Raw genomic sequence first — 13,018 nt, forward strand, 5'->3', positions numbered from 1 at the left:
CGAAGCAGCGTCGCATCGTGGCGGCGCGCCCAGGAGGAAGCCCATGGCGACGACGCCCACCACCAGCACCCCGAAGCGCCGTTCGCGCTTCGCAACCCACGGACTCTACGTCGCGGTCATCATCGCGGTCGTGCTCGGCGCCGCGGTCGGCCTCATCTGGCCAGAGGTCGGCGTCGCCCTCAAGCCGATCGGCACCGCGTTCGTCGCGCTGATCAAGATGATGATCGCACCCGTCATCTTCTGCACGATCGTGCTCGGCATCGGCTCGATCGCGAAGGCCGCGACCGTCGGCAAGGTCGGCGGCCTCGCGCTGGGCTACTTCATCGTCATGTCGACGTTCGCGCTCGCGATCGGCCTCGTCGTCGGCAACTTCGTGCACCCCGGCGAGGGGCTCAACATCTCCAGCGCCGAGTACGAGGCGCCCGCGGAGGAGACCGGCGGCCCGCTGTTCGGCATCATCCCCACGACGCTCGTGTCGGCCTTCACCGGCCAGCACGTGCTGCCGGTGCTGTTCGTCGCCCTGCTCGTCGGCTTCGCGCTGCAGCGCATGGGCGCACGCGGCAAGCCGCTGCTCGAGGGCCTCGCGCTCGTGCAGACGCTCGTGTTCCGCATCCTCACGATGATCCTGTGGCTCGCACCCATCGGCGCGTTCGGTGCGATCGCCGGCGTCGTCGGCGAGACGGGCTGGGCGGCGATCGGCGCGCTCGCGACCCTCATGCTCGCGTTCTACGCCACGTGCGTCGTGTTCATCGTCGGCGTGCTCGGCACGCTCCTGTGGCTCGTCGCCCGCGTGAACATCTTCAAGCTCATGGCGTACCTGGGCAAGGAGTACCTGCTCATCGTCTCGACGTCGTCGTCCGAGTCGGCGCTGCCGCGTCTCATGGCGAAGCTCGAGCACCTCGGCGTCTCGAAGCCCGTCGTGGGCATCACGGTGCCGACGGGCTACTCGTTCAACCTCGACGGCACGGCGATCTACCTCACGATGGCGTCGCTGTTCATCGCGACCGGCATGGGCATGCCCATGTCGATCGGAGAGCAGATCGGTCTGCTCGCGTTCATGATCATCGCGTCGAAGGGCGCGGCGGGCGTCACGGGCGCCGGGCTCGCGACCCTCGCTGCCGGGCTGCAGACGTACCGCCCCGACCTCGTCGACGGCGTCGGCGTCATCGTCGGCATCGACCGCTTCATGTCCGAGGCGCGTGCGCTCACGAACTTCACCGGCAACGCCGTCGCGACCGTCCTCATCGGCACCTGGACCAAGCAGGTCGACCGCGGCCAGCTCACCGAGGTGCTCGCGAAGCGGCTGCCGTTCGACGAGGCCACGATGGAGGATCACCACGGCTCGGGCACCGATATCCCCGAGACGCACACGGAGGCCGTGCGCGTGAGCGCTGGGGTCAAGCGCTGACGCGACGGGCGTGACACGAGGGGCTCGGCGGGCGACCGCCGGGCCCCGTGCGCACGTCTGGCCTCGGCGGGCGACCGCCGCCTGCACCCCGAGGGGAATTGCGGGTGCGCGGAGCCGGTCGCCCGAAGGCATGACGGATGCGCCGACGGCTCCCGAGGATCGGCTGCTCGACGCTGCGTGGCGCGTCGAGGAGGCAGCGGCGCGCGATCTGCCAGCGGGCGCCGGCATGCGCGCCGTCGCCGCCGACGCGACGCTCGTCTATGCGCTCTCCGGCACCGTGCACGTGCGGCCGGACGCGGCCGCCGGAACGACGGCCGACCTCGCAGCCGGCGACCTGCTGCTCGTGCTCGGCGGCGCGGCAGGCATCCGCGCGGTCGACGACGCCCGCCTCGTCGTTGCCTCCGTCTCGACCGTGCGCGGCGCGCTCGGGCTCGCCGCGCTCCCCGCGACCATCGTCGTGCCCGCGTTCGCCTCGGTCGAGCCCGCGATCGCGCACCTCGCGGCCGCGCTCGGCTGCCACGACGCGGATCGCGCGCCCAGCCCCTCCGACGGGATCGTCTGCGCGCACATGGCGACGACGATCCTCGCCGCCGCCCTGCGCTCGTGGTCGCGGTGCGACGCGGCCGCACGCGACTGGCGCGCCCGCGCGGGCGACCCGTACCTCGGCCGGGCGCTCGACGCCATCCGCGACGATCCAGGTCGCGCGTGGACCGTCGGCGACCTCGCGACGCTCGCGACCATGAGCCGCTCGTCGTTCGCGCTGCGCTTCCGCGCCGCGGTGGGCATGCCGCCGCTGCAGTACCTGACGCAGGTGCGCATCGCCGCGGCGAAGCAGCACCTCGCGACCGACGGCCTCAGCGTCGCCCAGACGGCGAGGATGCTCGGCTACGCCTCCGAGGACGGCTTCTCGCGCGCGTTCCGCCGCGCCACGGGCGCGTCGCCGTCGTCGTGGCGGTCGACGGCGTCAGCGGGCGTCGCAGCCTAGAGGGATGCTCGCTGCGGTGCGACGCCCGGCACGCTCGCGCGGCGGGCCGTGCCGAACAGCACGAGCCCGACGACGACGACGGCGCCTGCCAGGCGCATCTCCGCCTCGATGCCGATCGTGTCGACGAGCAGCCCGCCGAGGCCCGCGCCGAGCGTGATCGCCAGCTGGAAGCCTGCGACGACGAGCCCGCCCGACTCCTCGAGCCGATCGGGCACCTGCCTGGCGGCCCAGGTGTTGAGCACCGTGAGCCAGCCGCCGAAGCCGAACCCCCACGCCGCGACGGCGATCCACGCCACCCACGCGACGTGCGGCCACAGCGCCAACGCGAGCACGGCGCCCGCGATGAGCCCCGGCACGACGAACCGCAGCGCATCGAGCATGCGGTCGGCGACCGCGCCGATCGCGAAGTTGCCGACGAAGCCCGCGATGCCGAACGCGAGCAGCATCGTCGCGATCGACGCCTCGTCAGCGCCCGGCATGCGCGCGAACGCGACGCTCGCGTACGCGTACACCGCCATGTGGCCGAGGACGACGAGCACATGGCCTGCGAGCCCCGGTCGCATGCCGACGCGCTGCAGCGTCGAGCCGAGCGAGCGCAGGCTCACCCCTTCGGAGGCGGGCACGCGCGGCAGCAGGAGCGCGAGCGCGATCGCCGTGAGCACGGTGAGCACGCTCGCGGCGACGAACACGGCTCGCCAGCCGACCGCTGCGGTCGCGAGCACGCCGAGCGGCACGCCCAGCACGGTCGCGAGCGTCGTGCCCGCGCCGACGAACATCAGCGAGCGCGCGATGCGGTCGCGGCCGCCGATGCGGGCGGCGACGGTGAGCGACATCGACCAGAAGCCGCTGAGGGCCGCTCCCAGCAGCACGCGGCCGAGCAGCAGCAGCCACAGCGACGGTGCGATCGCGACGACGAGGTTCGAGACCGTCGCGGCGAGCGCGAGCAGCACGAGCAGCGTGCGCCGGTCGAGGCCCGGCGTCAGCACGCCCGCGAGCGGCGCGACGACGAAGCCGACGAGCGCCGTGATCGTGACGGTCTGGCCCGCCTGGCCCGGCGTGACGCCGAGGTCGGCGGCGAGCGTCGTCACGATGCCGCCTGGCAGGAACTCGGCGGTCACGAGCGACAGGCTCGTGAGCATCATCGCGCCGAGCGCCGCGATCACCCTCCGGCGCGGCAGGGCGCCCTCGTCGGCCGATGCGCCGGGCGCGGTGGGGATGGAGGCGGTGTCGATCGTCACGCTCCGAGCATGGCCGCGTGCGAGGCGGCGCGGCCGACCGTGCGTCCCGGCGACCCGACCGCGCATCCACCGTGCGCGGCCGGCTCGGCGCGAGGGGAGCCGCGTCAGCCGCGTGCGCGACGCGCGCGGATGGCGCGCACGCCGAGGGCGACGCCGACCCACAGCGCCGAGGCGAGCACGCCGTACCAGGGCAGCGTCACCACGAGCAGCGCGCACAGCGCCAGGCCCAGCACCGACACCCACGCGGGCACCCACGCCTCGGAGCGCTCCGCGGACGGCAGCGTGCGCCGCATCCGCAGCGCCGCGACGTGCCCGATCGCGTAGTAGGCGAGCACCGACGTCGACGACAGCGCCACGAGCACCACGGGCGGCGCGACGAGCACGAGCACGATCGCCAGCACCGCCATCGCACCCTCCGCCACCGCGGGCGCCTTCGTGCGCGGCGAGATGCGAGCCAGGACGCCAGGCAGCTCGCCATCGCGCGCCATCGCGAGGCTCGTGCGCGACAGGCCGGCGAGGATGCCCATGAGCGAGCCGAGGCATGCGATCGCCGCGACGACGAGCAGCGCGACGTGCAGCACCGGCTGCCCCACGAGGTCGGCGACGGGCGTGTCCGGCCAGACGAGCGCATCGGCGTACGCGTGCTGCGTCGCCCACGCGAGCAGGCCGTAGAGCGCGAGCACGACGCCGAGCGCGACGAGGATCGCGATCGGCAGCGTGCGGCGAGGGTCGCGCACCTCCTCGCCGAGCGTCGCCATGCGCGCGTACCCTGCGAAGGCGAAGAACAGCAGGCCCGCGGCCTGCAGCACCGAGAGCGGGCCGGGCGGCGTCGCGAGCGCGCCGGTGTCGCCGCACGCGGCGGCCGCGGCCTGCTGCGAGCCACCGATGAACCCGAAGTCGCACGCCTCGCCGCTCGAGAGGAGCACGGTCTCCGACAGCGGAGCGACCGCGACGACGCTGCCCCACGTCGGCAGCCCCGCCGCCGTCCACACGAGGGCGAGCGCGATGCCCGCCAGGGCGAGCGACACGACCACCCACGTGACCCACGCCGTGGCCCGGATGCCCTGCGCGTTGACGAGCGCGAGCGCCACGATCGCGACGATCGCGACCGGCTGCTGCACGCCAGGCAGCAGATGGCTCGCCGCGACGAGCGCGATCGCAGCCGCCGAGCAGGTCTTGCCCGTGAGGAACAGCCAACCCGCCGCGAAGCCCGCGGTCGGCGACAGCTCGGCGCGCGCGTACGCGTACCCGCCGCCGGAGACGGGATGCCGCATCGACAGCTGCGCCGTCGACAGCGCGTTCGCGATCGCGACGACGGCTGCGACGAGCAGCGCGACCCACAGCCACTCCCCCGCGACGGCGACCGCGGGCGTCCACACGAAGAAGACGCCGGCGCCGAGCATGGCGCACAGGCCCACGACGATCGCGCCCGGCACCCCGAGGCGGCGGTCGAGGGCGGTCACGATGCGATCGGCGTGGTCGGCACGGGCGCACGGTACCAGGGTCGGGTGACGCGACGGCCACAGGCATCCGCGGGGGCACGGGGGGCTACCCCCACTCGTCCGGGAGGCGAACCGCATGTTGAGTCCATGGCACGAGCACTCCTCGGGCTTCGCAGCGGTCGACCTCGTCGTCGACGGCGACGTGACGCTCGAGCTCGCATCCGGCGAGCTCGACGTGCTGCTCGAGCACGCAGGCGACCTCGAGATCGACGTCGCCTCCGGCAGCCTCGAGGCCGAGCTCGACGGTGGGCCCTACGACGTCACGGTCGATGCAGCGCTCGGCGAGGCCCTCGTCGACGTGCCGCAGGCATCCGACGCCGAGCAGTCGATCGCGGTCGACGTCGCCGTGGGCTCCGTGCGGCTCAGCGAGCGCTGACGCGCTCGAGCAGCACGAGCACCTCGGCGTGATCGTTGTGCGGGAACATGTCGAGCATGCGCGCCCGCACGGGGCGCAGCGACGGCATGGCCTGCAGGTCGCGCGCGAGCGTCGCGGGGTTGCAGCTCGAGTACACGACGTGCCGAGCCCGCGACGTCTCGAGGCGCGCGGCGAGCGTGCCGATGCCGCGCCTCGGCGGATTCACGACCACGAGGTCGGCATCGACGGCCGTGTCGTCCACGGCGGTCGCGTCGCCGACGACGAAGCGGGCGCTCGACCCGATCGTCTCCGCCGTCCGGATCGCACCCGCGATGGCCTCCGCGCTCGTCTCGACGCCGACGACGTCGCGCCCCTCCCGCGCCGCGTGCAGCGCGAAGCCGCCCACGCCGCAGTACAGGTCGGCGACCGAGCGGGGGTCGACGTCGTCGATCCACGCCGACGCCTCGCGGTACAGCGCTGCGGCGACGGTCGAGTTCGTCTGGAAGAAGCCGCCGGGGCGCAGCGCGAGCGGGATGCCGTTCAGCCGCATCGTGAGCGTCTGCTCGTCGGTGAGCGGCAGCTCCACCTCGCCCTCGACGGCGGCACGGTGCTCCGGCAGGATGCTCGCCGACGCGACGACGAGGCCGGGGATGCGCTCGCGCAGCCACGGCAGCCGCTTCGCGATGCGCGGCACCGACTCCGTCGACCGCAGCACGAACCGCACCATGAGCTCGGCGTCGGGACTCGACGTCACGAGCACGTGCTTGAGCTCGCCACGCCGATCCGGCACCGAGTACGGCGGGATGCTCGCCTCGGCGACGAGCTCGGCGAGATGCGGCAGCGCGTCGCGGATGGGCTGCTCGTGCAGCGGGCACGCGCGCAGGTCGACGCCGCGGCGCTCGCCGTCGAGGATGCCGAGCGTCGGCGCGTCGAGCGTGCCGCCCGCGACCATCTTCGCCTTGTTGCGGAACCCCTCCACGGCCGAGCCCCTCGGCGGCAGCCACGCCGCGCCGGGCACCGCGGCGCGCGCGGCGGCATCCTTCGCCGCGAGCTGCTCGGCGTACGGCACGTCGATGCGCGTGCACGAGAAGCAGATGCCAGCCCGGTGGTAGCCGCAGTCGAGCGCGGCCGTCGAGCTCATCGGCGCGACCTCCCCGCGCGCTGCGGCGCTGCGACGACGCGGTCCAGGGGGTCGGCGTCGACGAGCGGGTGGATGCGCGATCGCCACGCCCGCGTCGCCAGCACGCCGGCGGTGCCCACGACGAGCGCGCCTGCCGACAGCGCAGCCACGAGCGGACCGAGCGCCACCCAGTCGCGGAGGCCGGCGACGACGCCGGGCTCGACGTCGAGGAAGTCGGTCGAGACGCCCGACGCGATCCACGGTGCGGCGACCACGGCCGCGGCCACGCCGAGCGCCCTGCCGAGCAGCTCGACCGAGCGCGGCTCGGCGAGCGCGCGATCGAGCCACGCGGTGCGCTCCAGCGGGCCGCGGCGGGCACGGACGAGCGTCGCGACCTCCAGCCCTGCGTGCACGAGCCAGGTCACGACCGCGCGCACGATCCACGCCGCCGCGGCGAGCATGACGAAGGCGAGTCCCACGGTGGCGACGCCGTCGACGACGGACTCGCCGAACGGGTCGTAGGCGACCGGCGCGCACGTGCGGCACTGCTGCCGCAGGAGCACGCCGGCGAAGGCGACGAGCACGGCTCCGACCGTCACGACCATCAACGCGCGATCGAGCCGCGACATGCGCCGCGCGGCCACGAGGCGCTCGTCGCGCGGTCGGCGGCCGGGCGTGCGCGTGCGGGCGACGCCGGTGGCGACGTCGCTCGCGCCGAATCGAGGCCACGCCGCACGCACGGTGCCGAGCCTGCCGCTCCACCACGACCGAGCGCGGCCCAGCCGGTGCGCGCCGACTGCGCACGCCGCGGCGACCGCGAGGGCCGCGAGCCCGCCGAGCGCCATCGCGCCCTCGCCCTCCGACAGTCCGGCGCCCCCGACGACGAGGCCGCACAGGCCCGTGACCGACGCGACGCCGACGAGCAGGCCGCGCAGCACCCCGATCGGGCCGCGCGCGAGCGCGTCGCGCTCCACGGCCGGTGGCATCGTCGCACCGTCGCGCGCGAGGGCGAGCGCGGTGCGCATGCGCAGCATGCGCTCGGCGGCGACGCGCAGCGCCTCGCCGGCGCCGCCGAGCGCTGCGAGCGCCACGAGACCCACGATCGTCGCCCGCACGGCCACGTCGACCCGGGCGCTGGGCGCCCCCAGCACCTCCTCGACGCCCACCGCGACGATGACGACTCCGACGACGCCCACGCCCGCGACCATGAGCGCCCCCTGCGTCAGCGCGGCGGCGCCCGCGACGAGCGCCGTCGCGGGACCGACGGGAGCCGGCGCGACCGGCGCGACCGGCGACGACGCGACGGTCGCGCTCGCCCTGCCCGGCTCGCTGCGGCTCATGCGGGCGCGGTGCCGCGCCTAGGCGGCGCCGTCGAACATCGACGTGACGGAGCCGTCCTCGAAGACCTCGCGGATCGCGCGCGCGAGCAACGGGGCGATCGAGAGCACCTCGAGGCACTCGAAGCGCTGCTCGTCTGCGAGCGGGATGGAGTCGGTGACGACGACCTTGTCGATGACGCCCGAGCCGAGCAGCTCGGCAGCGGGCTGGGAGAAGATCGCGTGCGTCGCAGCGACGATGACGTTCGTCGCGCCGTTGGCCTTGAGCGCCTCGGCGGCCTTGAGGATCGTGCGACCCGTGTCGATCATGTCGTCGACGAGCAGGCAGGTGCGGCCAGCGACGTTGCCCACGATCTCGTGCACCGACACCTGGTTCGGCACGAGCGGGTCGCGACGCTTGTGGATGATCGCGAGCGGCGCACCCAGCTTGTCGCTCCACACGTCGGCGACGCGCACGCGCCCCATGTCGGGCGAGACGACCGTGAGGTTCGACGCGTCGAGCGTGTCGCGGAAGTGCTCGAGCAGCACGGGCATCGCGAAGAGGTGGTCGAACGGGCCGTCGAAGAAGCCCTGGATCTGCGACGCGTGGATGTCGACCGACATGATGCGGTCGGCGCCCGCCGTCTTGAACAGGTCGGCCACGAGACGCGCCGAGATGGGCTCGCGGCCGCGACCCTTCTTGTCCTGCCTGGAGTACGGGTAGTACGGCATGACGACCGTGATGCGCTTCGCGGAGGCGCGCTTGAGCGCGTCGACCATGATGAGCTGCTCCATGAGCCACTCGTTCACCGGCTTGCCGTACGACTGCAGCACGAACACGTCGGCGCCGCGCACCGAGTCGAGCATGCGGGCGTAGATCTCGCCGTTCGCGAACGTCCTGGCATCCATGCCTGCGAGCTCGGTGCCGAGCTCGTGTGCGACCGCCTCCGCGAGAGCCGGGTGCGAGCGACCGGAGATGAGCACGAGGTGCTTCCGGTTCTTGGCGACGATCGAGGACACGGTGCTCCTACTGCTGGTGTGCGTCGGTGGGGTCGGCGGGATCTGCCGAGGTCTGCTGGGTCTGCTGCGCCTGATCGGACGGGTCGGACGCGTCTGCGAGGGCGCGCTCGGCGGCCGCGGCGGCTGCGGTGCCCGCCCTGCGCTCCTGCACCCATCCGCCGACGTTGCGCTGCGGCGCGACCGTCATGGCCAGGGCACCAGGCGGCACGTCCTTGCGCACGACGGCGCCCGCGCCGGTCTTGGCACCGGCGCCGAGGGTGACGGGGGCGACGAACACGTTGTGCGAGCCGGTGTGCACCTGGTCGCCGAAGACCGTGCGGTGCTTGTGCACGTCGTCGTAGTTCGCGGTGATGCCGCCTGCACCGATGTTGACGCCCTCGCCGATCTCGGCGTCGCCGATGTACGACAGGTGCGGCACCTTCGAGCCCGCACCGATGACGGCGTTCTTCGTCTCCACCGCGGTGCCGATCTTGCCGCCGGCGCCGAGGATCGTGCCCGGCCGCACGTACGCGAACGGGCCGACGCTCGCACCCGCACCGATGACGGCGAGCGTCACGTCGGCGCGGCGGATGACGGCGCCCTCGCCCACCTCGGTGTCGGCGACGGTCGTGTCGGGGCCGATGGTCGCGCCGCGGGCGATGCTCGTCGCGCCGTGCAGCTGCGTGCCGGGCAGGATCGTGACGTCCTCGTCGAGCGACACGTCGGCGTCGATCCACGTCGAGGCGGGGTCGACGATCGTCGCACCCGCGAGCTGCCACCTGCGCACGATGCGGCGGTTGAGCTCGAGGGAGATGTCGCTGAGCTGGGCGCGGTCGTTGACCCCTGCGACGAGCCAGTGGTCGTCGATCGGCACGGCCTCGATGCGGCCGCCCGTCGCCTGGATGCGCAGCGCGGCGTCGGTGAGGTACTTCTCGCCCTGGTCGTTGTCGGTGTCGAGCTCGGCGAGCGCGGTGCGCAGCTCGACGGCCCCGAAGACGTAGATGCCGCCGTTGACCTCGTCGATGGCGCGCGTGGCCTCGTCGGCGTCGCGATGCTCGACGATCGCCTCGAAGTGCCCGCCGCGGTTGCGGATGATGCGGCCGAACCCCGTGGGGTCGGGCAGCCTGGTCGACAGCACGGTCAGCGCGTTCTGCGCGCCCTCGTGCTCGGCGATGAGCTCGCGCAGCGTCGTGGCGTCGATGAGGGGCACGTCGCCGGAGAGCACGACGACGAGGCCGTCGAAGTCGTCGGGCAGCTGCGCGACCGCGACCTCGACGGCGCGGCCGGTGCCAGGCACGTCGTCCTGGTCGGCGATGCGGGCGCTGGGCGCGTGGTGCGCGATCTCCTCGACGAGGCGGTCGCGCTCGTGCCGCACGACGGCGACGAGGTGGGCGGGCTCGAGCTCGTGCGCGGTGTGGAGCACGTGCGCGATGAGCGAGCGTCCCGCGAGGGCGTGCAGCGGCTTCGGGGTGGCGCTGCGCATCCTCGTGCCTGCACCGGCCGCGAGCACGACGACGGCGATCTGGGGCATCGATACCTTCCCTCGACTGAGCGCTCCCACCGTACCGTCCCGACGCGCACCCGGCCGCACGCGGTGGGCGCCTGGTCGTTCGCCCTCGACTGGTCACCGTTCGCCCTCGACTGGTCACGGTTGCACCTGTCGAACGGATCTCAGGTGCAACCGTGACCAGTCCAACTCGCGGGAGGTGCAACCGTGACCAGTCCCACGCTCGGAGGTGGCCCCGCACGTCAGGCACCCCGCGGCGGATGCTCCAGCAGCTCGAGCTGGTCGGCGAGGTACGCGTCGAGCCGGGTGCGCTCGGCCGCCGTGCGACCCCATCGCACCCAGGCGACGCCGTCGCGGATGGCGAGGACGGCATCGGAGGGTGCGTCGACGAGGGACGCGTCGATCGGGATGGCCTCGGTCGCGTGGTTCACGACGTCGCCGATCGCGAATCCGCCTGCGAGCGCCGCAGCGCGCTCGGCGCGACGCAGCTCGACCGACGCCGTGAGCCCCTGCGGCCTGCCGGGGTCGGTGACGCGCGTGATCGTGCCGGTCGTCCGCACGGCGCCGTCGCGCGTGAGCAGCAGCGCGCCCACGCGCCACACGGTGCCGCGCCGGTCGATGCGCGGCGGTCGCCCCACCCCGAGCACGCGACGCGGGATCACGACCTCCCCGAGCCACTCCTCGCGCGCACCTGCGGAGGCGAGACGCTGTACGGCGCCGTCGATCGCCGCGCGCACGTGCGCGACGGGGTCGTCGCCCATCACGACCGCTGCGCCTGCGGAGCGACGGTCCCGGACTCCCCCACGATGCGCATGCAGCGAGGCTAGCGGGGCTGTGGATGGCTCGCGGCGCCCGATCCGCCGACGCGACAGAGTGATGCGAAGGAGGTGCGCATGAACTGGATGGAGATCCTGATCGGGTTGGCGTCGACGATCGTGGGGGGTGTGGTCGTGGCGTTGGTCACGTCGCGGCTCAGCCGGCCGACGACGGTGATCGACGTCGAACGCGGCGGCGCCGTCGACGCCCGCACCGACCAGTCGAGGCACGCCAACGTCACGGTGACGATCGTGCAGGGGGCTGCGGGCCGCTCGACCGAGCGACGCGCGGCGACGCCGACGTCCGACGGCGACGCGGGCGGGCAGATCGTGCTCATGGTGCTCGGCGTGCTGGTGGGCACGGCGGCGTTCTCGTATGTCGCTCCAGCAGCGGGCGCCGTCCTCGTGACGACCGCGCTCATCCTCGCGGTCGCGCTCGCGGCAGCGCTCGTGTCGCTGCGCCGGCGGGCCGTCTCGGCGCCGACCCTGCGCGCGACGATCGCGGCCGGCGTCGCGATCGTCGGGATCGCCGGCGTCGGCGTCGCCGTGCTCGTCGGCACCCCTGGCGGCATGACGCTCGCCGAGCGCGTCGCCGAGCTGCACGGCGCTGCTGCGGTCTCGGCGGGCCACGCGCCGAGCCTCGCCGACGTCGTCGCGGCCATGGTCGGCGGCGGACCTCGAGCGTGGATCGAGCTCGCGGGAGCGGGGCTCGCGTTCCTCGTGGCCCTCATGCTCGCCTGGCTCGCCGCCTCGCTCGTGGTCTCGTTCGTCGCGTTGCGGCTGCTCGCGTCGCACGCGTCGGCCTTCGTGTCCCGGCTCGCGACGCCCTCGGTGACGACGCCCTGGGCACTCGTCGTCGCGATCGCCGTCGTCGGCACGCTCGGCATCGTCCTCGGCGGAGCCGGCCTGGGCTGGATGCTGCCCGGCGACGATCTCTGAGCGGGGCACGAGCGCTCCGCCACCAGGATTCGAACCTGGACTGCACGGCACCAAAGGCCGGCGTGCTGCCGTTACACCATGGCGGATCGCGTCCTCCAGCCTACGAGGCCGCAGCACGCGATCGCGCCCACGTCAGCCGGTCGCGACGGCGAGGATGCCGGAGGCGAGGGCGACGATGAGCGTCGTCCACAGCACGATGGCGATCGCCTGCCACAGCAGCACCCAGCCCTTCGGCACGCCGGACGCGACGAACGTCGCCGCCGTGAGGTGCGTCGGCAGCGCGATGGGTGCGAGCAGGCTCGCGCCTGGCACGCCGAAGCGCGTCAGCCACCGCTGCACGCGCAGCCGTCCCTTCGAGGGCGCCTTCGCGGGCTCCTCGCCCGCCTCGTCCGCGACCGAGCCGTCGCCGACGAGGGAGGCGTCGCCGGCGCCGACGAGCGCATCCTCGCGCACCGCGGCGGTGCGACGGCGCCGAGCGACGGCGGCCTCGCGGATGCGCGAGCCCAGCAGCACGACGACGGTGACGGCGAGCATGTTGCCGATGGCACCCGCGAGCCCTGCGACCACGGGGTGCAGGCCGCCGATGACGCCGATGGCGCCCGACCCCTCCCCCTCGATGAACGGCACCGTGCCCGCGAGCGCGACGATGAGCGGCTGCACCGCGTCGGGCACCTGCGCGACGAGCGACTGGAAGCCTGCGACGAGGTCGTCGATGGGCGTGGACATGGATGCTCCTCCTGCTGCGGGGTGCGGTCGCACCCGATGCATCCATCACAGACCGTGCCCTCGGGGCACGGTCAAGCGGCCGTCGACGCTCGCGCATCTCAGCATCCA

12 protein-coding genes and 1 tRNA gene are annotated in these 13,018 nt (G+C 73.8%); 4 read left to right on the forward strand and 9 right to left on the reverse strand.

All coding sequences use genetic code 11. The features are described 5' to 3' along the window. The first annotated feature begins 43 nt into the window (after positions 1–43). Complete coding sequence (locus ACZ6H8_RS09450) at positions 44–1,408, forward strand: cation:dicarboxylate symporter family transporter (RefSeq protein ID WP_464146521.1); 1,365 nt, start codon at positions 44–46, stop codon at positions 1,406–1,408. Positions 1,409–1,538: 130 nt separating this feature from the next. Continuing rightward, positions 1,539–2,393 (forward strand): helix-turn-helix domain-containing protein, encoded by an 855-nt coding sequence (locus ACZ6H8_RS09455; RefSeq protein ID WP_464146522.1) that lies wholly within the window; start codon positions 1,539–1,541, stop codon positions 2,391–2,393. Here the strand turns inward: ACZ6H8_RS09455 and ACZ6H8_RS09460 are convergent. Further along, a complete protein-coding gene (locus tag ACZ6H8_RS09460; RefSeq protein WP_464146524.1) occupies positions 2,390–3,631 on the reverse strand; it encodes an MFS transporter in 1,242 nt (413 codons plus the stop codon). The two genes, ACZ6H8_RS09455 and ACZ6H8_RS09460, sit on opposite strands and share 4 nt — an antisense overlap. 104 nt (positions 3,632–3,735) lie before the next feature. Further along, on the reverse strand, positions 3,736–5,094 hold the full coding sequence (locus ACZ6H8_RS09465; RefSeq protein ID WP_464146525.1) for an APC family permease: 1,359 nt from the start codon (positions 5,092–5,094) through the stop codon (positions 3,736–3,738). A 115-nt stretch (positions 5,095–5,209) separates the two neighbouring features. Here ACZ6H8_RS09465 and ACZ6H8_RS09470 point away from each other — a divergent pair, with 115 nt between their 5' ends. Then, positions 5,210–5,509: a hypothetical protein gene (locus ACZ6H8_RS09470; protein ID WP_464146527.1), complete on the forward strand. Its 300-nt coding sequence runs from the start codon at positions 5,210–5,212 to the stop codon at positions 5,507–5,509. On the opposite strand, the gene ACZ6H8_RS09475 is transcribed toward ACZ6H8_RS09470, so the two are convergent. From ACZ6H8_RS09475 to ACZ6H8_RS09495, 5 genes are all read right to left on the reverse strand, one after another. Further along, positions 5,496–6,629: a methyltransferase domain-containing protein gene (locus ACZ6H8_RS09475; RefSeq protein WP_464146528.1), complete on the reverse strand. Its 1,134-nt coding sequence runs from the start codon at positions 6,627–6,629 to the stop codon at positions 5,496–5,498. The genes ACZ6H8_RS09470 and ACZ6H8_RS09475 overlap by 14 nt on opposite strands. Further along, positions 6,626–7,948 (reverse strand): hypothetical protein, encoded by a 1,323-nt coding sequence (locus ACZ6H8_RS09480; RefSeq protein ID WP_464146529.1) that lies wholly within the window; start codon positions 7,946–7,948, stop codon positions 6,626–6,628. The genes ACZ6H8_RS09475 and ACZ6H8_RS09480 overlap by 4 nt, the downstream gene beginning before the upstream one ends. Positions 7,949–7,966: 18 nt before the next feature. Continuing rightward, positions 7,967–8,944: a ribose-phosphate diphosphokinase gene (locus ACZ6H8_RS09485; protein WP_464146530.1), complete on the reverse strand. Its 978-nt coding sequence runs from the start codon at positions 8,942–8,944 to the stop codon at positions 7,967–7,969. A 7-nt stretch (positions 8,945–8,951) separates the two neighbouring features. After that, positions 8,952–10,454 (reverse strand): bifunctional UDP-N-acetylglucosamine diphosphorylase/glucosamine-1-phosphate N-acetyltransferase GlmU, encoded by a 1,503-nt coding sequence (gene glmU, locus ACZ6H8_RS09490; RefSeq protein WP_464146531.1) that lies wholly within the window; start codon positions 10,452–10,454, stop codon positions 8,952–8,954. A 218-nt stretch (positions 10,455–10,672) separates the two neighbouring features. Further along, the gene (locus tag ACZ6H8_RS09495; protein ID WP_464146532.1) at positions 10,673–11,194 is read right to left on the reverse strand and encodes a hypothetical protein; all 522 of its coding nucleotides are present in this window, start codon (positions 11,192–11,194) and stop codon (positions 10,673–10,675) included. 129 nt (positions 11,195–11,323) lie between these two features. On the opposite strand from ACZ6H8_RS09495, the gene ACZ6H8_RS09500 reads away from it, so the two are divergent. Next, the gene (locus ACZ6H8_RS09500; RefSeq protein WP_464146533.1) at positions 11,324–12,184 is read left to right on the forward strand and encodes a hypothetical protein; all 861 of its coding nucleotides are present in this window, start codon (positions 11,324–11,326) and stop codon (positions 12,182–12,184) included. A gap of 14 nt (positions 12,185–12,198) precedes the next feature. On the opposite strand, the gene ACZ6H8_RS09505 is transcribed toward ACZ6H8_RS09500, so the two are convergent. After that, a tRNA-Gln gene (locus ACZ6H8_RS09505) sits at positions 12,199–12,270 on the reverse strand. A gap of 46 nt (positions 12,271–12,316) precedes the next feature. Next, positions 12,317–12,910, reverse strand: coding sequence for a small multidrug efflux protein (locus ACZ6H8_RS09510; RefSeq protein WP_464146535.1), 594 nt, complete (start codon positions 12,908–12,910; stop codon positions 12,317–12,319). Positions 12,911–13,018: the final 108 nt, after the last annotated feature.

The sequence above is a fragment of the Agrococcus sp. AC640b genome, from assembly GCF_979255995.1.